At 44.6% G+C, this 21,230-nt stretch carries 23 protein-coding genes; 8 read left to right on the top strand and 15 right to left on the bottom strand.

Annotated features, from left to right (window positions below):
• Positions 1-98: 98 nt before the first annotated feature.
• The 3 genes from nadB to nadA are packed head-to-tail and all read left to right on the top strand — an operon-like array spanning position 99 to position 3,606.
• Positions 99-1,664 (top strand): L-aspartate oxidase, encoded by a 1,566-nt coding sequence (gene nadB / locus CXF70_RS13045; protein ID WP_101803010.1) that lies wholly within the window; start codon positions 99-101, stop codon positions 1,662-1,664.
• On the top strand, positions 1,661-2,515 hold the full coding sequence (gene nadC / locus CXF70_RS13040) for a carboxylating nicotinate-nucleotide diphosphorylase (protein ID WP_101803009.1): 855 nt from the start codon (positions 1,661-1,663) through the stop codon (positions 2,513-2,515). The genes nadB and nadC overlap by 4 nt, the downstream gene beginning before the upstream one ends.
• A complete protein-coding gene (gene nadA / locus CXF70_RS13035) occupies positions 2,512-3,606 on the top strand; it encodes a quinolinate synthase NadA (RefSeq protein ID WP_101803008.1) in 1,095 nt (364 codons plus the stop codon). The genes nadC and nadA overlap by 4 nt, the downstream gene beginning before the upstream one ends.
• Positions 3,607-3,663: 57 nt before the next feature.
• Here the strand turns inward: nadA and CXF70_RS13030 are convergent, their stop codons facing one another.
• The 8 genes from CXF70_RS13030 to CXF70_RS12995 form a co-directional block, all read right to left on the bottom strand.
• Positions 3,664-3,861 (bottom strand): hypothetical protein, encoded by a 198-nt coding sequence (locus CXF70_RS13030; protein ID WP_084245785.1) that lies wholly within the window; start codon positions 3,859-3,861, stop codon positions 3,664-3,666.
• 226 nt (positions 3,862-4,087) lie between these two features.
• A complete protein-coding gene (locus CXF70_RS13025) occupies positions 4,088-4,693 on the bottom strand; it encodes a TetR/AcrR family transcriptional regulator (protein WP_101803007.1) in 606 nt (201 codons plus the stop codon).
• Between the two features lie 188 nt (positions 4,694-4,881).
• Entirely contained in the window at positions 4,882-5,373 is a 492-nt protein-coding gene (locus CXF70_RS13020) for a DUF1648 domain-containing protein (RefSeq protein WP_101803006.1), read from the bottom strand.
• Between the two features lie 124 nt (positions 5,374-5,497).
• Positions 5,498-6,358, bottom strand: a complete 861-nt coding sequence (locus tag CXF70_RS13015; RefSeq protein WP_101803005.1) for a YsnF/AvaK domain-containing protein — start codon at positions 6,356-6,358, stop codon at positions 5,498-5,500.
• 123 nt (positions 6,359-6,481) lie between these two features.
• Positions 6,482-7,348: a YsnF/AvaK domain-containing protein gene (locus CXF70_RS13010; protein ID WP_101803004.1), complete on the bottom strand. Its 867-nt coding sequence runs from the start codon at positions 7,346-7,348 to the stop codon at positions 6,482-6,484.
• A 142-nt stretch (positions 7,349-7,490) separates the two neighbouring features.
• A complete protein-coding gene (locus CXF70_RS13005) occupies positions 7,491-8,141 on the bottom strand; it encodes a vWA domain-containing protein (protein ID WP_101803003.1) in 651 nt (216 codons plus the stop codon).
• An 83-nt stretch (positions 8,142-8,224) separates the two neighbouring features.
• Entirely contained in the window at positions 8,225-9,223 is a 999-nt protein-coding gene (locus CXF70_RS13000; protein ID WP_101803002.1) for a macro domain-containing protein, read from the bottom strand.
• A 39-nt stretch (positions 9,224-9,262) separates the two neighbouring features.
• Entirely contained in the window at positions 9,263-10,117 is an 855-nt protein-coding gene (locus tag CXF70_RS12995) for an HD domain-containing protein (RefSeq protein WP_101803053.1), read from the bottom strand.
• Positions 10,118-10,280: 163 nt separating this feature from the next.
• On the opposite strand from CXF70_RS12995, the gene CXF70_RS12990 reads away from it, so the two are divergent.
• On the top strand, positions 10,281-11,018 hold the full coding sequence (locus tag CXF70_RS12990; protein WP_199172829.1) for a GDSL-type esterase/lipase family protein: 738 nt from the start codon (positions 10,281-10,283) through the stop codon (positions 11,016-11,018).
• Positions 11,019-11,071: 53 nt separating this feature from the next.
• On the opposite strand, the gene CXF70_RS12985 is transcribed toward CXF70_RS12990, so the two are convergent.
• A complete protein-coding gene (locus CXF70_RS12985; protein WP_101803001.1) occupies positions 11,072-12,271 on the bottom strand; it encodes a cation:proton antiporter in 1,200 nt (399 codons plus the stop codon).
• A gap of 127 nt (positions 12,272-12,398) precedes the next feature.
• Positions 12,399-14,240, bottom strand: coding sequence for a M6 family metalloprotease domain-containing protein (locus CXF70_RS12980; protein WP_101803000.1), 1,842 nt, complete (start codon positions 14,238-14,240; stop codon positions 12,399-12,401).
• Between the two features lie 233 nt (positions 14,241-14,473).
• Here CXF70_RS12980 and CXF70_RS12975 point away from each other — a divergent pair, with 233 nt between their 5' ends.
• A complete protein-coding gene (locus CXF70_RS12975) occupies positions 14,474-15,208 on the top strand; it encodes a Bax inhibitor-1/YccA family protein (protein ID WP_101802999.1) in 735 nt (244 codons plus the stop codon).
• A gap of 73 nt (positions 15,209-15,281) precedes the next feature.
• Here the strand turns inward: CXF70_RS12975 and CXF70_RS12970 are convergent, their stop codons facing one another.
• The 3 genes from CXF70_RS12970 to CXF70_RS12960 form a co-directional block, all read right to left on the bottom strand.
• Positions 15,282-15,506 (bottom strand): hexameric tyrosine-coordinated heme protein, encoded by a 225-nt coding sequence (locus tag CXF70_RS12970; RefSeq protein WP_101802998.1) that lies wholly within the window; start codon positions 15,504-15,506, stop codon positions 15,282-15,284.
• A 104-nt stretch (positions 15,507-15,610) separates the two neighbouring features.
• The gene (locus CXF70_RS12965; protein WP_101802997.1) at positions 15,611-16,282 is read right to left on the bottom strand and encodes a hypothetical protein; all 672 of its coding nucleotides are present in this window, start codon (positions 16,280-16,282) and stop codon (positions 15,611-15,613) included.
• Between the two features lie 230 nt (positions 16,283-16,512).
• Positions 16,513-16,851 carry an SCP2 sterol-binding domain-containing protein gene (locus CXF70_RS12960; RefSeq protein ID WP_158241195.1) on the bottom strand — a complete coding sequence of 113 codons (339 nt, stop codon included), beginning with the start codon at positions 16,849-16,851 and terminating at the stop codon, positions 16,513-16,515.
• Positions 16,852-17,078: 227 nt separating this feature from the next.
• On the opposite strand from CXF70_RS12960, the gene CXF70_RS12955 reads away from it, so the two are divergent.
• From CXF70_RS12955 to CXF70_RS12945, 3 genes are read left to right on the top strand one after another with little or no spacing between them, the layout of a single operon-like run.
• Positions 17,079-18,239, top strand: coding sequence for a Gfo/Idh/MocA family protein (locus tag CXF70_RS12955; RefSeq protein WP_101802995.1), 1,161 nt, complete (start codon positions 17,079-17,081; stop codon positions 18,237-18,239).
• A 33-nt stretch (positions 18,240-18,272) separates the two neighbouring features.
• Positions 18,273-19,016 carry a ThuA domain-containing protein gene (locus CXF70_RS12950; protein ID WP_101802994.1) on the top strand — a complete coding sequence of 248 codons (744 nt, stop codon included), beginning with the start codon at positions 18,273-18,275 and terminating at the stop codon, positions 19,014-19,016.
• 12 nt (positions 19,017-19,028) lie between these two features.
• Positions 19,029-20,126: a Gfo/Idh/MocA family protein gene (locus CXF70_RS12945; RefSeq protein ID WP_101802993.1), complete on the top strand. Its 1,098-nt coding sequence runs from the start codon at positions 19,029-19,031 to the stop codon at positions 20,124-20,126.
• Positions 20,127-20,341: 215 nt separating this feature from the next.
• On the opposite strand, the gene CXF70_RS12940 is transcribed toward CXF70_RS12945, so the two are convergent.
• Positions 20,342-20,674 carry an IDEAL domain-containing protein gene (locus CXF70_RS12940; protein WP_101802992.1) on the bottom strand — a complete coding sequence of 111 codons (333 nt, stop codon included), beginning with the start codon at positions 20,672-20,674 and terminating at the stop codon, positions 20,342-20,344.
• Between the two features lie 221 nt (positions 20,675-20,895).
• Positions 20,896-21,222, bottom strand: coding sequence for an IDEAL domain-containing protein (locus tag CXF70_RS12935; protein ID WP_101802991.1), 327 nt, complete (start codon positions 21,220-21,222; stop codon positions 20,896-20,898).
• Positions 21,223-21,230 lie beyond the last annotated feature (8 nt).

Below are 21,230 nucleotides of genomic sequence, written 5' to 3'. Positions count from 1 at the left end.
CTGTATCAAAATCCCTTCAAAATGCATTTTTACCTTGTATTCACTGTATCTTTATGTCATTAATAGTGTCAAGACACTTGTAAAGAAGGTGTAAAGTTTTGTTTGATGTATGTATTATCGGCGGCGGAGCAGCGGGTTTGATGCTCGCACATTCCCTGCCTTCTACCTATAAAATTGCCGTGCTGACAAAAAATACGCCAGAAATAGCGAATTCATATCTGGCCCAGGGCGGTATCGCAGCCAGCCTCGACAAAACCGATTCGCCTGAAGCGCATGCATGGGATACTTTATTGGCGACAGCAGATCATTCCGATCCCGACCGTGTAGAAATGCTGGCAAAGGATGGGCAAACTGCCATCAAAAAACTGATGGCTGAGGGGCTGCCCTACGACCAGGACGAATCGGGCCAGCCGATACTTGGCATGGAAGGCGCACACAGCACCCGCAGAATCCTCCATTCGGGCGGTGATCAGACCGGCAAGAATCTGATGGACTATTTAATGAAGAAAACTGAAAAGAAAATCCATCTTTTACCCGAACACCAGGCACTCGAACTCATAATGGATAACGGAAAATGCTGCGGCGCAGTGGCAAGCAATAGAAATGGACAACGACAAATCATACCCGCTCGCTATACCGTCCTTGCGACAGGAGGAATCGGCGCATTATACAGCCACACATCCAATTCGCCTGTCGCAGGAGGCGAAGGGTTATCGCTGGCATATCACGCCGGAGCTGTTTTGGAAGATCTTGAATTCGTCCAGTTCCATCCAACCATTTTGACGATCGACGGAAAATCCGAAGGGCTTATTTCAGAGGCTGTCCGCGGAGAAGGTGCGTTTTTGATCAATAAAGACGGCCATTCCATAATGGACGATATCCACCCGATGAAAGAACTTGCCCCCAGGGACATTGTCGCCCGGACAATTGAGTGGCATTGGCAGATTCAAGGCCCTGTTTTTTTGGATGCAAGGAGCATTTCCGGTTTCAAATCAAAATTCCCTGCAATCTGGAAAAACTTACGTACCCATGGGATAGACCCCGCAAGAGATTTGCTTCCTGTCCGGCCTGGAGCGCATTTTCATATGGGCGGAGTGAAAACGGATGACAAAGGCGCGACGAGCATTAGCGGCTTATATGCCATCGGGGAAGTTGCGTCCAGCGGCGTACACGGCGCAAACCGGCTGGCCAGTAATTCATTGCTGGAAGCAATCGTTTTCGCAAAACGGCTGGCAGATGATCTGGTTGAACAAAACTCGCTTTCTGATGACAGGCCACCAGTTCAAGTGAATGAATCCATAGAAAGCGCAACGTCTCCTCTTTTTGACTTCCCCGATATGGGATTGATGCGTTCGAAAATGACTGACATCATCGGAATATTGCGGGATAAGGAACAGTTAAATGCATTTATCACTGACTATCCGCTGCGCCCAATTAAGCATTTGTTGAATATGGACGATGAAGATATCAGTAATCATCATCAAATGACGGTGTGCACATTAATTGCAACTGCAGCTTATCTGCGCACTGAAAGCCGTGGCGCCCATTTCAGGACAGACTTCCCTTCTCGAATGGATGAATGGCAAGGAAAAGTGATTGAATTGTCGAAAGCCGGAAGCGCAATTACCTACCGAAAAACCCATAGCAAGGAGACTGTAAAATGAACAGATTAATGGCGGAAAAAGCATTGACGAATTTTTTAATTGAAGATATCGGTGAACGTGATGCATCGTCGGTCATCTTTAATGAAACGGATGAAGGAGAAGCGATTGTTCGAGCGAAAGCTGACGGCATTATCGCTGGATTACATATTTTTGAATGGGGTTACAATCTTCTCGACCCATCACTAGTGGTTGAAGCCTTCAAAAAGGATGGCGAGCCAGTCCTGGCGGGCGAACCGATTGTAAGGATTACCGGAAAAGTATCGCAAATCCTGTCAGGGGAACGTGTTTTCCTCAACCTGGTGCAGCGCATGAGTGCGATTGCAACATTGACGAGACAATGTGCAGAAGCATTAAGCAGCTCCCACACCCGCATCGTCGATACGAGAAAAACGACACCCGGCCTGCGGATGTTCGAAAAATACGCGGTAAGAGCCGGCGGCGGGTTTAACCACCGCAACGGGCTATATGATGCCGTGATGCTGAAAGACAATCATATAGCAGCGGCCGGATCCATTACGGAGGCTGTGAAAAAAGCGCGCTCTGCACATGGGCATATGATGATGATCGAGGTTGAAGTGGAAACAGAGGAACAATTAATGGAAGCGATCAATGCATCACCTGATGTCATCATGTTCGATAATCAGACGCCTGAAACCATGAAACGCTGGGTCCAGCTTGTGCCCCCTGCTATCCGCACTGAAGCATCGGGAGGCATCGATCTGGCAAAGTTACGGGATTACAAAGATACCGGCGTTGACGTCATATCCATCGGCGCTTTGACACATAGTGTCAGTAATCTGGATATGAGCATGAACTTGAGCATTTCACATAAGGAGGCTGTCACACAATGACTTCACTATTGGATGAACTTCAATTGACTGACGCAATGCCGTCTGAATATCTCTCAGCACCTGTCAGCGAACTGCACGAACGCGCTGCCCGCGCAAAGGATATTCTCGGAGAACGTTTGTTTATCCTTGGACACCATTACCAGAAAGACGAAGTGATCCGCTATGCGGATGTTACGGGTGATTCACTTCAGCTATCCCAGATTGCCGGTCAGCAGACAGCGGACTTCATCCTTTTCTGCGGCGTCCATTTCATGGCGGAAACAGCCGACATTCTGACGACTCCTGAACAGGCGGTCATCTTACCGGACATGCGTGCAGGCTGCTCGATGGCCGACATGGCCAATATCGATCAAACCGAGCGGGCCTGGCTGAAACTGCAGGAGTATTTTGGCGACACGATCGTTCCCCTGACTTACGTAAATTCGACTGCCGCCATCAAAGCTTTTGTCGGCAGAAACGGCGGAGCTACCGTCACTTCATCAAATGCCGTTGAAATGGTGGAATGGGCACTTGCACAAAAACAGCGCATGCTGTTTCTTCCCGACCAGCACCTTGGCAGGAATACAGCGGTAAAACTCGGCATTCCACTGGAGCGGATGGCGATCTGGGATCCAATTAAACAAAAGCTTGAACTCAAGTGTGAACTCGAAGACGTTCAGGTCATACTTTGGAAAGGCCATTGTTCTGTGCATATGAATTTCCTGCCGAAACACGTGGAAATTTTGCGCGACAAAGAACCGGACCGCAATATCCTCGTCCACCCGGAATGCACTTATGAAGTCGTCAGCATCTCTGATTACGCCGGTTCGACAAAATACATCATTGATATGATCGAGGCTTCCGAACCCGGTTCAAAATGGGCGATCGGCACCGAAATGAATCTTGTCAACCGCCTTATAAAGGATTTTCCTGACCGTGATATCGTATCCCTGAATCCTTATATGTGCCCTTGCCTGACAATGAATCGAATCGATTTGCCGCATCTGACATGGGCACTTGAAGAAATGGCCGAGGGCAGAGTGATCAACAGGATTTCAGTTGATCCAAAAACCGCTCAAGAAGCGGTTGTGGCTCTTGAGAAAATGTTATAAATATAAAATGAAAAATCCCGGCCATCCAAATTTGGATGGCCGGGATTTTCTATACTATTAATAGCTCAATGCTTTTTGATAAATCCAGGTCTTCAAGTTTCCGATCGATGGGAAATGGATGGATTCACCTGTCACCTTGTTTTCGGCTTTGATGATCACATCAAATTCATTGGGAGTAAATGACCAGCCTTCTTTCATCAAACTGCGTGTCATTTTAACAATCATGCTTGAACCTTTGATCGTTTCTAAACTCATCGGTCTCAACTCCTCTTTAGGGATGAATTGCTTCCCTTTATTTTATTTCAAATTGAAGATAAATGAAAGTTTATTGATTTATACCTTAATTTTTCAGATTCTAAACCTTTCGATTTATTTTTTTCATATTTTTATTATGTAAACAAAAAATCATGTACAACTAACGATTAACTTTGTATAGCTATTTAACTTATAAATAAAACACTTCGCAAATAAAAAACGGGGCTCAATATTGACCCCCGCTTTGCTCCTTGCTTATAGCTTTTAAATGGGTTTCCAGGATACCCCTCGTTTTCTCGAAATTCACTTCCGCTCCCTGCAGCATGGAATTCAGCGCCAGGCCATCCATCAAGGCATAAAGCCTGTCCGTTTCCAAACTCAGGTCCGTATCCTTCTTCAACAGATTCAGCATCACAAGGTTGGACATCACTGATTTAACAGCCTGATAGACGCTGTCACGCCCCCTGTCATAAGCTTTTCCCGAGTATTTCGAATGGAGTTTGAATATCAATCGAGCCTCAGACGCGGAGTCCCCTTCCCCGTTTTCCGGCAGCAATCCCGCCAGCAGCTTAAGCACTTTTTCCTGAGGAGGCAGATCGGCCATGAATAGTTCGGTTGTCCGTTCAGCCAGATTGGCATGAACCAGGTCTTCTGTATAAGCCAGCAGTTCTTCCTGTGTTGTGAAATAATAACGCAATGCTCCCAGTGTAATTCCGGCCTCCTTTGCGATATTCCTTACTGACGCGCCTTCCATACCCTCCTTCAATAGAATTTTCCATGCGGCATGTGCGATATCCAGCTTTTTGCTTTCGTGATCTATTAGTTTCGGCATACATCCATTTTATCAGAATACTTTTATTATTCAATAAATATGATACAGGTGTATCAAATAAATTCAATACCCTGAATCTAATTAATACACTCGTATCATCAAAAAGTTAATAACTTTGCCTCTTTGTGGATAACCCCGTTTCCCTGTGGGTTACTGGATAACCCCTCTCCACAGGCATTCACCAGTATTCACAGTTTAAGCATCCTTATCAGAAATATGATCATGCTTCCGATGATCACGACCAGAAAAATCGGCATGAAGAATATGCCCAAACCTTCTGTGCCACCGGTCGCCACCCGGATTCCCTGAAAGGTAAGATAACTGAACAAAAGAACCGATTCATTCTTCAGCACGTTCAGCATCAATTGGCCGTTGCGGTATTGGGCTTCAATATTGTCTTCTCTCAAATTCATGTAATTGAATAGATGCGGATACTTTTCAAGGACTGTCATGGGAATCCAAAGCAATACCCCGACCAGCGGTAAAATCCATAATTCCATTTTGCTTCCCCATCTGTCGATATTGCCCTTTCCGTCATAATGTCCAGGAACTCTGTCCGGCAATGCAGAAAACTGGGTGATAAGATAAATAACGACAGCAGCGAAAACCAGAATCGTCAGCCAGTCCAAGAATTGCCCAATCATAGATTTCGGTATGTTCATTGAAGGCTGTTTCTTCATCGGCTCCCCTCCCCTCTCCAACTATTTTACGGAAAAAATCATCTGAAGTTTCAACAAATCAAAAAGCCGCTCCAGCAAACAGCTGGAGCGGCTTCGCTATTTCTAACTATTGCCGAGGCAAATATTACAATCCTCTTTTATCGTCCTTATCGTTGAACAAGCCTTTATTGGCATTATTATCTTCATCGATATCAGCTTCTTCACGGCGCACCGTTTCGCTGACATGCTCTGTATCTTTGACTTTACGCTTGCCGACAACCAATTCTTCACTGACGACATCGTCTTTAGAAACATTTACGCGTTCTTCATTGACATCCACATGGATTGAATCCTTGTCATTGAAGCCATCACGATCATTTAAGCCTGAGCCTGTCTCATCATTGACCGGACGACGTTCAACGTACACTTCTTCGCGTTCGACCGGAACATCTATCGATTGTTCTTCTTCTACAACATGTTTGCCGACGTTAACCTCACCCGTCTGCACACGTTCCTTATCTACATTCAAACGTTCTTCGTGCAGTTTAAGGCTTTCTTCTTCAGTACCTCTTCCGGTGCCGGTACCAGTGTATCCACCTCTGCCCATATCTGCATCCGAACCGGTTCTGCTGCCTGTCGCAAATGTACCTGAAGTGCCCGCATAATCACGGTCGACATACAATAATATACGGCCATTTTCCACATGGCTGCTGTAGTCCGTATCTCTGGTGCTGTCATCGCTGACATTGCGGTACGAACTTCTTTCCGTATCGTCACTTGAGAACAGATTAGTGAATTTATCTTTCCAGTTGCTGTCTTTATCACCTGATGTGATGTTGGTTCTTGTCTTATCCTGAAGCGTATCGATATTCGCGCCGTCTTTGGCCACTACATACATGTCCTCTTCGCGATAACCCTGTTCTTTCAATTCTTCAATTTTCTTGAAAACCTGTGCCTGCAATTCAAATGTACCTACCAGTTTGTCATTATTATTATTGTTCACCATCATAAAACCTCCAATTAAATTGTGATGTCTTCTTTCTGATGAAGCTAGTATCTGTCTACCCCGTGGCACTCAAACTAAACATAAAAAGCCCTGAAAGCCTAATATAGAAGGGTTTTGCGGCAATCAGAAATTGTTTTTTCTATTGATTGGTAAGTCACGGTCGTCGATATCGACTTCCTCCCTGCGCACTGTTTCTGAAATATGCTCAGTGTCACTGATCTTGCGTTTGGTGACTATTATTTCTTCAGTGACCACTTCTTTTTTTGTCACAACCAGTCGTTCTTCAACTACAGGAATATGCAGCTCATCCCCGACTTGATAGGGCTCCCTTTTGATTTCTTCATTTGAATCCCCATTATCAGCGACAGGACGCCGCTCAACTATGACATCATCCCGTTCAACCGGCACGTCCATATGCTGCTGCTCTTCCACTATGCGTTTGTTGACATTGATCTCGCCTGTCTGTACGCGTTCTTTATGGACTTCCAATTGCTCTTCATGCAAAAACATGCTTTCCTCGCCATTCCCTGTCATCTTTTTTCTGCGTTCCGCCCGGCTCATCTTGGGAGCATCTGAAAAACCGCTGCCGGGATGTTCATTTGTGCCAGTTGTTTCAGTTGCTGTATAGCCGGTGCTTCTATCGACTTCGTTATAGACTTCATCATCGGCAAACAGGAAAATTTCGCCATTTTCAATCCGTCGGTTATAGTCTTCCGCTTCTTCATTGCTGAATCCCATTTCTTCAAAAACATTTTTCAGCGAATGGTTGCCGGAAAACATCTCCTTGAATTTATCGATCCAGTCGCCGTCCTGTTCAGTACTGAAATGGACTTCCGAATAGGAGCGCAAGGCATTGATCTGTTCATTGTCTTTAGCGATCACATACATATTGTCTGATGGATAACCTTCACTTCTTAACTCCTCTATCTTTTCCTGAACTTCCATTTGTCCGCCAAAAAAACCGAATAATTTATTGTTCTTTTTATCCATTGAATAGATACCTCCAACAATCGATTTTTAACATCAAGGTCTTTATAGACTCACTACCCTTTGCCATTTCAATCAAAACTATCGCCGCACCGGGCACAAACAAAAAACTCTTCCACTTAAGGAAGAGTTAGAAGTTGCCTATTTATTTCTTTGCACGCGATTTATAATCTTTTTCGATATCTTTCTTCCAGTTCCGGTCGATTGATTTACCGGTGCGGAAGGATGTTACAGCTTCGCTGAGAACTTGATAATTCAGCTGGGTTCCTTCAGGATCGGCATGATATTCCACCGCAAACTCCTCTTCAACACCGAATTGCCGCGCTGTTGCGACCGCGTCAATATTGGCGCCGAGGAAAATGAATTCCCAATTGAACTTCTGTTTTTGCGAGGCAATCATTTCGTTGATTTTTTTATAATTGTATTCGCAGCTTGCGTTCTCCATACCATCTGTGGTGATCACGAACATCACTTTATCAGCACGTTCTTCTTCCATGGTCCTTTTCTGCGCATTTGCGATTTTCTGGACCGTGGAACCGATCGCATCCAGCAATGCAGTTGTGCCTCCAACCTCGTAGTCATCTTCGGTCAGCGGAGAAATGCCTTTTAACGAGATGCGGTCATGCAGCAATTCATAGCTCTGATTAAACAATACTGTAGTAACCCTGACATCCCCCTGCAATTGACGCTGTTTCTCAACCAATGCATTAAATCCGCCGATCGTATCCTTTTCAAGCCCCGCCATCGAACCGCTCTTATCCAGTATGAATACCAATTCCGTCATCTCATTCTTCATTGTTTATTCCTCCTCAAGTTATCTTAACAACTTAAGGATACGTCACTGGGCATACCATTTGGTCGCTTCAGAAGCGACATTTTTTATGCACCGAGCAGAACCTGGTCGAACGCGAATAAAGCTTCGTTGATTTCATGGATCTTATAATTCCCCCGTTCGATAAAATACATGATGATCAAATCGAATTCATGGCTTCTCGATAGCCGGTAACCCGCTTTTTCCAATAAATCTTCCGTCTCCTGCAAATCCAGTTCGAGCGCCACAGCAAATGCGATAATTGTTTTCTTTAAAGGCGTGTACTTCGGCGAATTCCGGATCTTCGAAAATAGTTTTCGGTCGATATTCGCTTTTTTATAAGTCTCCGCATCCGTCATCCCTTTTTCATCGATATACCGGAAGAGTCGTTCTGAAAAAGATTCATCCATATTTTTCAAGACATCTTCCAAGCTGATATCCATAGCAGAATCCAATTTGAACTCCTGCTCCATCTTTTGAGAAATGATTTCTTCTCTAAAAACACGTCTGCGCCGAGGATAGGGCTTTTCTATTGCCTCCACTTGATTTTCATCAATATAGGCTTCAATGGATTCGACCAAGTTCCGGCTGATGCCAAAAGATGTTTTATCGAAAACGACTAAAAAGACATCCATTTCATTGGTGGTAAGAAAAGACTCAATTTCACCTATTGCCACTTTCAACGCTTCTTCTTTCGGGTATCCGAATATGCCTGAAGAAATCAGCGGAAACGCAATTGATTCGCAGCCAATCGATTTTGCCAGTTCAAGTGAATTTCTATAGCTGTTGCGGAGCAGTTTTTCTTCATTAGCCTGTCCTCCCTGCCAAACAGGCCCTACAGTATGGATAATGAAATCGGCATCAAGTCCATACGCATCCGTCTGGACAGCTTCCCCTGCAGCGCAGTGGCCGATATTGTCGCAAGCCACTTGCAATTTGTCAGCGCCGGCAGCTCGAAAAATGGCGCCACATACCCCTCCACCCATCTTCAGACCCGAATTGGCGGCATTGACTATGGCATCCACTTTCATCTTGGTGATATCATTTCGCACAATGTCCAGCGGCATATACTTTATCCCCTTTTACGCGTAATTATAGAAGCATCTTTAATAATAAATTTTGAAATAATCGAGAAAAGTTTCATCATTCCAGCCCAGCCGGAATTTTAACTCATATAAATAAGCATAGATAAACGGATCATCCTCGGATTGAATTTCATTGTCCAGCCCTCGCTCCTTCAAAAGGTTGCGAATAACGTCTCTTTCGCTTTCACTGCAATCATTCCGCCTGGCAGCTTCCTGCAGTTCATGGGCGAATGCCAACAGCCGGGATTCATTTAACCCATCATAATTTGAGATCTTGCCGATCTGTATACTGTTGAACAGCAATCGAATGTCATGGAGTGTCAATTTCTTTTTGCCGATGAACAACTCGTTCGTTTCTTCTTCCAGCTTCCTGATCAGCGGCACTTCACGCTTTTTGTCTTTCAATTCGCGGACAATGCTCATATAATACCAGCATTGCTCCCTTTTCCCTCTATTGAAACGGGCCCAAATGCTGTCACCGAATTTACTGGCATCCGTCTGGATAGATCGCAGATTATGAAGTTTGTCTGCCAGTATTAAATGGAGTTCGTCTACGGAGTGGTATTGGAGCCTTTCAATGGTGCGCTGTTTCCTGATTTCCCACGGCAATGTCTTATCCGACTCGGAAGCGGCTTTCACCAGCATCAGAATTTCCTCGCCAAAGTTTTTGAATAGATCTTCTTCACTTGTCTCGGTATCTTCCAGCGTGTCATGCAATAAACCTGCGGCAATTATTTTGTCGGATTGTTTTTCTTCCATAAGGATCAACGCCACGCCAAACGGGTGTGAAATATAAGGAATATGCGTCCCTTTTCGGTAATGACCATCATGTTTGACAGCCGCAAAACAAGCTGCCTTATCAATCAACAGATTCATAATGTCCTTCCGCCCCTCCATTTTAACTGCCCTTCTATTGCTTTAATCTTACCATAAATAAAGAGTCACTCTTGACAGGAAACTTCTGGCGAAAATATTTTACAGACAATTCAATTAAATAAGTTTATACTAAAATTGCAATAAAATTGAAAGGAGAATGTTGATGAAAAAAATTACAAAAAGCCTGACTGTTTTACTATTGGCGACTTCGATCGTTTCGCCATCTGCCTTCGCCAAAAGCGAACAGGCAAAAGAATCTCTGGTTGCAGTTGGTGATTCCATTCCCTTCGGTTATAATCTCGGGCAAAACAACCAGAATCCTGCCAAATCTGCTTATCCATATCTAATCGGTGCATCAGAAGATTTACGTGTCCGCAATCTGGGCATTCCAGGCTGGCAAAGCGAGCAATTGCTGAGCGCGCTGCAAACAGATCAGAAATACCGCCAGGCGGTCATCCACGCTGATTATGTAGCCATTACGATCGGCAATAATGATTTACTTCAAATTTTGCGTGAAGCAGGTCTGGAAAGCGGCGGTAAACAACCGCTGTTCCAGCAATTATTGATGCAAAAACTTTTAAATGATGATGTCTTTGCGAATATAGCGGCAGCAATAGCAGAAACCCGCTCCCTGACGGATGCACCAATTGTGCTTTATAATGTTTATAATCCATTCCAATTGAATGATCCGCTTCATTATGTTGCTGATCCCATTCTACCCGGGATCAATCAGGCCTTCGCAGCTTTGGCAGCTTCGAATGAGAATGTATACGTGGCAGACGCCTATGCTGCATTTGGCGACAATCAAGCCGAATACGTCATCCAAAATGACATCCATCCAACTGCCGCCGGCCAGCAGGTACTCGCTGATATCGGCATTGTTGCTCTGAATCTTGATTAAAAAAACTCCAATCCCGCCACATGGGATTGGAGTTTATTTCAATTTTTATAAAATTATTGCAGATCCTTCAGCACTTTGGATAATGGATAGATTCCCACACTTTGAATTACTAGGGACAATAAAATTACCGCAAAAGACAGAGAAACCAAAATTTCTTCTTTGCCGGAAGTCGCTTCTTCCAACCAAAGAAGCAAAGCAATGGACATCGCCCCTTTTATCCCTGACCAAGTTGTAAGTGTAATGGTGGAAAAGTCGTTTTTAAATTCATGCCTCCATTTCGGGACCCCGTATATAAAACCGCCAATGACCAGATACCGGACAAGGATGGAAAATATAAAAATCACAATAGCAAACCACCAGCCCGAAAATGCCAGATATTCAGCTCCTCTAATACCGATGAGAAGAAACAACACTGCAAGCAGTACGGGAGTGGTTATATCCCAGAACCCATCAAGCGATTCCTGCAGATTATCCTCCTTGATTTCCTTGCTCATTTCATAGGACACAAATATGCCGGCAGCCACAGTTGCAAGTACTCCTGATACCCCGATTGCTTCCCCGATATAAAATGCGCCATAGGCACCGACAATACTCAGCATCACCTGATACTTCTTATCTTTAGTAAATCTGATTGTTTTGCTCATGAGCCATCCTATAGTGACCCCTAGCAAAATACCGCCGATCGATACAAGCAATAGTTCAGATATGAATTTACTGAGTGAAAATCCGCCGCCGGTCTGAAACATAGTCAGAAAAATAGTGAAGAAAACGATACTGGTACCATCGTTGATCATAGATTCCCCTTCAACCACATCAGCAATCTGATCAGCACCGCTGCTTTCCTTCAGAATAGCTGTCACGGACACCGGATCAGTAGGCGCAAGGATTGCCGCCAATAGGAAGGCTGCAGTAAATGACACTGCCGTAAACAAGCCGCCGGCAAGATATATCGAAAGTCCGAGCAAAAATACAGTGGCAATCATGCCCAATGTACTCAAAGTGATGATAATACCAATATTTTCCTTTAATTGTTTTAAAGGAAATTGGTAGGCGGAAGTAAAAAGAATGGCCGGAAGAAAAACATTGAATATAATATCTTTGGAGATATTAAATCCATCAAAGAATGGGATGAATGATAAGCCTAATCCTATAGCCACCAATACCACCGGCACCGGAAAGAAATTCTTTTTGATGTCGACTGTGTAAATGATGTAGCCGATAAACAGCAAAACCAGCAATTGATGAGTAAACATAGCTGCCCCCCTCTTTTTTGATTTTAAGATGCCTCTATATCTATTAGCCTAAAAACTTATAATCAAACATAAAAAACCGCGCCTCTCTATATTCAATAGAGAATCGCGGTTTTGTTGCTGATCTTAGTTATTTTTTGCTTGAATTAGAGTTATAGAAGAACTTGGCTGTAATTGAACCGTCTTCGTTTTCCACAATATCCGTTACATGGATCCCTGAATCGGCAGGTGTCGCATTCTGCCCTTTCCAGAAGTAGTAAGATCCTGAGTGGACATTACTTGAAACCGGTGTGATCTTATCGCCGGCTTTGAAGAAATCGGCAGCGTCGCCGCGGTTTACGTTCTTCTCAAGATCATATTTACCGTCAGCCTGAAGCACAGATAGACCATAATGCGTCACTTTCGTGCCATCAGAAGCTGTTTCGGACTGGTTGTACTGGAAGCGTTTGTTCATCCAGTTTTCAACGTTATTAGGTCGGAATCCGGCTGTCTGATAAAGATTTATGATGTTTTCATCCACATGCCAAGCAAGCAGGCCATGCGCATCTTCACCTTGGCGGATCAATCCTTGGTTGAATCCTTTTTGCTGAACGTTCTCGAACAGGAAGTATTCTGTGCCGTTTGAACCAGGGACTTCCATTTTCACAATTCCGCTGTCAGCTGACGCTTCGTTGACCGGAGGCAATGTAATCGTCTGCGGCTCATCACCAGGTTTCACGTCAATCGGATCAGCCCATCCAAGGAAGATTTTCGAGAATGGATCAAATAGAGTCGGCGAGTTTCCTGAGTAAGCCGCAGCATCCGGATAGCGCATCCAAGATCCGCCAGCCATCATTGAATAGTTGCCGACGCCTTCGGAAGAATAAACTGTGTCATAGAAATCCGGCAAGCCTAAAGCGTGGCCGAATTCATGTGCGTAAACGCCAGGTTGTGCAGGGAATGGCCCTGTCGCAAGAGACTCATCATAAGAATCCGTCGCCGCGTCATAACCCGCTACGTTGCCGCCGATTCCCGGCTGGATATTGTAGTTATTGACAAGTACGCCGTCATAGGTCATTTCGTTGGCGATAGTATCGTTGATCCATTCCCCTTGTGACACTCCTGCATGAGTAGCAGCATCTTTACCTGTTTCATAATACTTGCCGTAGAATAATGCGCTCAAAAGACTCCATTTATGTGACCAGAACTGCGCCGGGTCACGGCTGAATTCTGCACCTGTTCCTTCATGGACAACAAAGATATTCGGCACTTCGCCGTCAACAGCGTATTCAGAAAAGTCGATCTGATCATCTGCCGCTTTCAGCAAATCACGGACAAATTCACCTGTATGGGCATCTCCGTTAGCGTTGCCTAAAAGATATTTGCCATTTTCAGCATATGTGCCTTCCTGATCCAAATAATAAGAAGCGCCTTTTGGCAATTCGACCCAAGCAAAATCGGTGTTTTCCTTACGTACCAGGTTAACTTTGCCATTGCTGGACTCTTTATATACATTTTGCATCGTACGGTCCGTCGGCACGGCAACGCCATTATGCTCAGCATATTGTTTGAACTGTTCCAGTTCATAAGGATTGTACTCATCACCGAAAATCAGGTCTTCGTAATATTCAGCCGGCACTTGGCCTGGCATGTCACCGATTGGCTCGTCACCGTCTTTATATTTTGCTAAAAGCACGAGTACCGGTACATCGCCTTCTGTCACATTGTAAGCAGCGTGGTTATCACCAGGCGCCTCAAATTTTTTGCCGTTATTGTTTGCCAATTTTTCAGCAGGATCAGCTTTGGACAGATCAATTCCTAATTCCTTCGCCTGATCTGCGAGTTCTGGTGAAGCACCAACATAATGAGCCAGGCTCAATTCACTTTTATGGCTGACTTTTTCAACAGTTGAGTCGCTGTTGTTTACGCCAGCGAATACTGCGCCGCCCACTAAGGCAAGCGTTATTGCGGATGTAGATAATACTTTCAACATCATTCGTCCCCCTAAATATTATTTTGTACTTTTAAATTGTATAAATAATTCAATATATTTTGAATAGGAGGAAAGGTTTGTTTGTCAATTTAATACATAGCTCTTTATACATGTTTTATCTGTCAGAATAAAGCAAAGTTAGAAATGGCTGTTTATGTAACAAAAGTTGTTTGGTCAATTTCATACTGAAGGATATAATGAAACTGCACGTAAATATGAAGAGGTGAAAATTTTTGAGAAGCGGAAATCCAAGTTTGAAAAAAGAAGCATTTGAAAAATTCGATACGGTCGGTTCGGGCCAAACGATGACAATCGGCGGTACAGTCAACAGAACATTTATCCTGATCCTTCTGGTATTGGCCACATTCGTCTATTCCTGGAATCAATTTGTCGAAAATCCCGGCAGCGTTTTGCCGCTTATCTTGATAGGCGCAATCGGCGGGCTGATTGTGGCTTTGATCACTATATTCGTCCCAAAAGTTTCCCCTTTTACAGCACCGCTGTATGCTTTGCTTGAAGGGCTGTTCCTTGGTGCAATATCCGCTCAATACGAAGCCCAATACGGAGGCATCGTCTTTCAGGCGGTATTGTTGACCATAGCTGTGTTATTCAGTTTGCTGTTAGTTTATAAATCCGGCTTGATCAAGGTTACCCAAAACTTCCGGATGGGCGTAATAGCTGCAACTGGCGCTATTTTCCTTGTCTATCTGGTATCGTTCATTGGTGGATTCTTCGGATTCAATGTCCCTTATCTGCACGATTCGTCCCCAATCGGCATCGCCATCAGTGTCATCATCGTCATTATTGCCGCACTGAACCTGGTGCTTGATTTCGACTTTATCGAAAACGCCGCGGCCAGCCGGGTGCCCAAGTATTTTGAATGGTACGGGGCTTTCGGTCTGCTGATCACTTTAGTATGGCTTTACCTGGAGATTCTTCGTCTGCTGTCGAAAATCCGCAGCAGGTAAACGAATCGATTTGACAGTCATAAAACAAACGAAAGCCGCAACTGGTGATTATCCAGCTGCGGCTTTCCTATTTTCATCTCCAGTAACCGTTTGCCGCGGCGACTGTTTGGAAATGTATTGCTACAACTTGCGAAGCCATTGTAAGGCTGTCGGCGTTTTCCGCATATTCCGGGCGCAGACGTTCACGTACTTCTGCAGAAGTCTGCGTATATGCCACCCCTTTTCTCGCCAATACCAATGCAAGTTCAAATCCCTGTTGCGGTGTCTCCGTTTGTAAACTGGTCAGCCAATCTGCCATCCAATCATCTCCTTATATATAAGTTACTCTAAACTTAACCTATATTTTCAGACAATTCAATCTTATTTAAGGATTCATGTTTATTCCCTCTCTTTAAATACCTATCAAACAACTTCACCTACACGTTTCAATTGCTCTTCCATATCATCCAGCCACATGACACATTTAGTTTGCAGCCAAGGAAACGGATGATAATAAAGTGGGTGCTGCTTGTATCGCAGACCTTTTACTTCAGCGATTTCCCACAAGATCATATTCGCTTCCTCCGCAGCGGATGATATCTTCAATTTGGTGCCCCATCCCGCAATGACCACACCCGCTTTTTCTACACGCTCCAACAGCTCAGGATAGCGGTCAATGGAAAAGATGCTGTGTCGATTGTCATGATGAAGCTTCATCCATTCCTGGCATTCCAAATAATCCTCAAACTTCCCTGTTAATACATCGGTCAGATTGATGATCTCGATATGATTCCACCCCATCCGATCCATCAGCCACATCAGCTGATACATCGTATTGTCAGGTGTTGCCTGCAGCATAGGGAGAACTTCCACTTCTCCGGTTAGCATTGAAATGGTTTCTTCACCGTCAACCGGCAGACATCTCCCCGGGTTCAGCAACACAAACAACGCATCCGGTTCCTCTTCAATTTCTGCGCCCTTTCTCCGGACTGCCGCAAGACTGCGGCAGAGATGAATTTTGCCGTGTGTCTGGAGTTTGTAGAAAGCTGCTTCCGTGTTAAAGAGATTTTCCAATTCCTTTGCTGATTGAAACATAAAAATCCTCCTCCAAATTTATAATGTCTTTATTGAAGAGGCATCAGTTAAACAAGCGGCAAAGTGATCCGCCATCCCATATCTAAGTAAACACATCATACCAAACAGAACGTATGTTTTCAATATATAGTTCGAATAATTCTGAAAATAGTTGGCTTATCGGAAGTTTTCCATAAAAAACCGGCTCAGCGTTTTTCGCTAAGCCGGCTTCCGTCTATCTGCACAATCAATTAGATGTTCAAGTCGTATTTTTTGACGACGCTTTCAAGCTTCAATGCTTTAGTCATGTCTCCATCAATCTTCAATTTCCCCGTCATGAAAGCAGTCATGCCATTCAATTTGCCATTCAGGAATTTTTGGAAATTGTCATACGACATTTTCAGTGTGCAGTCCACTTGTTTATCCGATTCAGATAAAAGTTCGGCTTTTTGATCTTTTAACCGCATCTGAAATACTTCCCCATCGATCTCAAACTTATAAACCGTATCCATGCCTGAAATCGGTTCAGGATTATCATTGATTTCCTTCTCTATCTTCTGCATTGTTACATCCAATGTACGTGCTGTCATTCTCTTCATCCCCTTTTAATCTATAAATGGTTCCAAATCAAAAGCCTATTCGATGGCACCTTTTGTTTTATTCTATCCGATACCCTCTGATTCCTCTTTCCTTGCAGAAATAGTATATTTTCTAAAAAAATCCTAAAAATGAATTCTTAAATTTGACAGAATTTTAAATATTCGAGAAAATAAAGCCAAGTTTGTTTAGCAAGTAAACAAAGATAGGGGATGATTTGATGAATTCATTGAATATCGGTATGGTCGGCTATAAATTCATGGGTAAAGCACACAGCAACGGCTACCGGGCGCTGCCTATGTTCTTCCCGGACCGCATAAAACCGAACATGAAAGTGATTTGCGGCCGCAATACTGATGCTGTCACAGCTGCCGCCACGCAATTTGGCTGGGAAGAATATACTTCCGATTGGAAAGATCTTGTATCCAGGGATGATATCGACTTGATCGACATCAACGCTCCGAGCAACGCCCATAAGGAAATTGCAATCGCAGCGGCGGATGCCGGAAAACACCTCTACTGCGAAAAACCTTTGGCCCTTTCACTGAAGGATTCACGTGAAATGCTGGAAGCGGCAGTAGGAGCAGGCGTAAAGCATATGGTCGGCTTTAATTACCGTTTTGCCCCTGCTGTGCTGCTGGCGAAAAAGTTGATAGACGGTGGCCGATTGGGCGACATCCATCATTTTCGGACCTGGTTTTTACAGGACTGGCTGGTCGACCCTGACTTCCCCCTCGCCTGGCGGCTTCAGAAAGAAATTGCCGGTTCCGGAGCGCATGGTGATTTAGGAGCGCATCTGATCGACATGGCCCATTTTCTTATTGGAGATATCGCTGATGTCATCGGCATGAGTGAAACGTTCATAAAAGAGCGGCCGCTTCCGGATGAAACGGCTGGTTTATCGGCAACAGGCGGACATTCAGCCAAAACCGGTCCTGTTACTGTTGACGACGCGACACTGTTCATGGCCCGCTTTGCAAACGGCGCATTAGGCAGTTTTGAAGCCACCCGTTTCGCAACAGGACACCGCAGCACAAACTCTTTTGAAATCAACGGCAGCAAAGGCAGTGTCATTTTCGACTTTGAACGAATGAACGAATTGCAGGTTTATTTCACCGACGACCAGGATGACGTCCAAGGATTCCGCCGCGTACTCGCAACCGATCCGGCGCATGCCTATGCTGGCGCCTGGTGGCCAGCCGGACATCCGATCGGCTATGAACATACATTTACCCACGCTTTCGTGGAATTCATGGATGCACTTCAGGAAGACCACCAGCCGGTCCCTAATTTCAACGATGGCGTCAAATGCCAGCATGTTCTTGAAGCTGTCGAATTATCCATTAAGGAAAGAAAGTGGATTGAAGTATTCAGCCTTTAAAAACAAATATGAACCGACAGGGGTGTTGAGTCCGTGAAGAAAAAAGCATTGATCGTCCAAGGCGGTTGGGAAGGCCATGAGCCGGAACAAGTAGCAAAAATTTATAAAGAACTGCTCGTTGCCGAAAACTTCGACGTAGAAATCTCGAATACACTTGACGCATACGCAGATGCTGAAAAGCTAAAAGCGCTTGATTTGATCGTCCCCAACTGGACGATGGGTGAAATCGCTCCACTATATGTCCGCAAAATCTCGGAAGCTGTCATCAGCGGTGTTGGACTGGCGGGCAGCCACGGCGGCATGTGCGATTCTTTCCGAAAAAATGTGGACTGGCAATTTATGACCGGCGGCAATTGGGTCGCACATCCAGGCAATGACGGGATCGAATATATGATCAATATCAAACATTCTTCGAGCCCCCTTTTAGAAGGATTGAACGATTTCACAGTCGTCAGCGAACAATACTATCTGCATATCGATCCGGCAGTAGAAGTGCTGGCCACCACCCGCTTCCCTGTTGCAGAAGGGCCGCATACCCCAAACAAAGCTGTCGACATGCCGGTTGTCTGGACAAAGCGCTGGGGCGCCGGGCGCGTATTCTACAATTCGCTGGGCCATTCAGCAGATATCATGGCGATGCCTGAAGTTTCGTTGATGATGAAAAGAGGATTTTTATGGGCGGCTGAAGGAAAAACACTCTACAGAGATTCAAACAATCACAAATATGCATCTTCTGGAAATGCCGGAAACTATACCGGCATGGGCGACAGCCAGTGAAGGAGGAGTAATATGCGCACAATGAAAATCGGCATTATCGGCTGCGGCTACATAAGTTCCATCTATATGGAGAATATCCCGGCATACAAACACCTATCGCTTACAGCTTGTGCAGATTTGGAACTGGATCGGGCCCGCTCCCAAGCGGATCAATATGGCATTCCGAAAGCCTGCTCCGTACAGGAATTGCTGGCCGATCCGGAAATCGATCTGGTCATCAATTTAACGCTTCCGAAAGTGCATGCTGAAGTTTGCCTTCAAATATTGGAAGCCGGCAAACATGTCTATGTGGGAAAACCGCTGGCAATCAGCCTGCAGGAAGCCAAGCAGGTGTTGGACAAAGCACAGGAAAAAGGCTTATTGGTCGGCGGCGCCCCGGACACATTCCTGGGAGCGGGAATACAAACCGCACTGCATTTGATTGAAAACGGCGAAATTGGCATCCCAATCGGTGCTTCAGCTTTTGTAATCAGCCGCGGACATGAACATTGGCACCTGAACCCTGCTTTCTATTATGAAAATGGCGGTGGTCCGCTGTTTGACATGGGACCCTATTATTTAACCGCTTTAATCGCTCTGCTCGGCCCCATCCAACGTATTGCGGGATCTGCGCGCATCAGTTATCCGGAACGGACCATCCTGAGTGAACCGAACGCCGGCCAGAAAATCACCGTTTCTACTGAAACACATATAGCCGGAACAATCGATTTTGCATCCGGTGCGATCGGTACCCTAACCTCCAGTTTCGATGCTTTCGGCGGGTCCACCCTGCCGCCAATTGAAATCTACGGAAGCGAAGGCACTTTGCTCGTTCCAGATCCCAATAATTTCGGCGGACCGGTGCGGCTGCGCAAAAAAGATGAAGAAAACTTTACCGACATCCCTTTGATATCCAGTTTCCAGGAGAACGGCCGCGGCATTGGTGTTGCTGACATGGCATATGCCATACTGAACGGCAAAACGCACCGAGCGAACGGCCAACTAGCTTATCATGTATTGGAAGCGATGCACGGCTTCTTAACTTCATCACGGGATGGCGTGTATCATCATATGGAAAGCACTTGTTCGAAGCCAGAAGTATTTGTGAGGAACGAGCAGATTTTCAGCTAGTGTATATTATATTTTTTCATTTTAAAAACTAATTTATATTAAAAGAAAGGAGAAGTACATCCTATAGAGGATGACTTCTCCCATTCAAATTCCGGCAAGTTTTTAGCACTTGATGAGTTATTCAAGTAACAGATATTAATTTTTTAAATTCTTCAAAACAAAAAACAGCATGGCACCTTTTGCCTGCTGCTGTTGTAAAGACCTACTATTTTAACTTAGATTATTTCATTTAACTTCTTTCCCTTTCCATTCAACTCACCAGTCAACTCTTCAAACCACTCTTTATCACCCGTCTGCAAAGCCAGATCAATAAGGTACTCAAGCTGTACCGTATCTTTCGGAGCAGTAAGCGGCAAACTTTCAACCTGCTGGACCGCAAGCGGAATCGTCAAACCTACAATGGCGTCATTATCACTATTGGCAACCGTTACATATACAGCGCCCTGCACCATGCTCAGCGAATCGATAAATCCAATAACCATTTCACCTTTAATCGAAGTCCCTTTAACCCAATCAGTTGTTTTTAAAATCGTAGTCTCTTCATTCATATCTTAACACCTGCTTTGTCATTTATTTTTGTGATAATTTAACCAAGATTATTTCACTATAATCTTCAATACCCTCTTTTAGATCTCTTACGCATCAATATGAGAATATTACTCATCTATCAATACATTGGTTTTAGGGCTTAAACAATCAATCAAAAAGAGCAGCGGCTCAATTACACCGCTGCTCTTTCTTGAATTACCATCTTCTCAGTCTGCTTTTCTTAATTAACCGCTTGCTTCTTCTCATTCAATTCAGCAGACAGTTCTTCGAACCATTCTTTATCACCAGTCGCCAAAGCCAGGTCAATCAAAAACTCAAGCTCGCCGGCATTTTTGCTTGTCGCCGTCGGAATGACTTCCACTTGATTAAAATGCATCGGAATCGTTTTGCCGATCAGCTCTTCGTTATCACTTTCAGCCACAACAACATAGACTGCCTCTTGTTCCAAACTCATCGAATCTACAAAACCGATGATCATTTCACCATGTCGGGAAATGCCTTTTACCCAATCATTATTCTTTAAAATCGTTTTATTGTTATTCGTCATAGGTTTAC

Origin of the sequence: Planomicrobium sp. MB-3u-38, assembly GCF_002836425.1 — a bacterium.
GTDB classification, from domain to species: Bacteria; Bacillota; Bacilli; order Bacillales_A; family Planococcaceae; genus Planococcus; species Planococcus okeanokoites.
The sequence above is the reverse complement of the archived record's forward strand: the minus strand, read 5'-3'. Positions and strand labels throughout refer to the sequence as shown.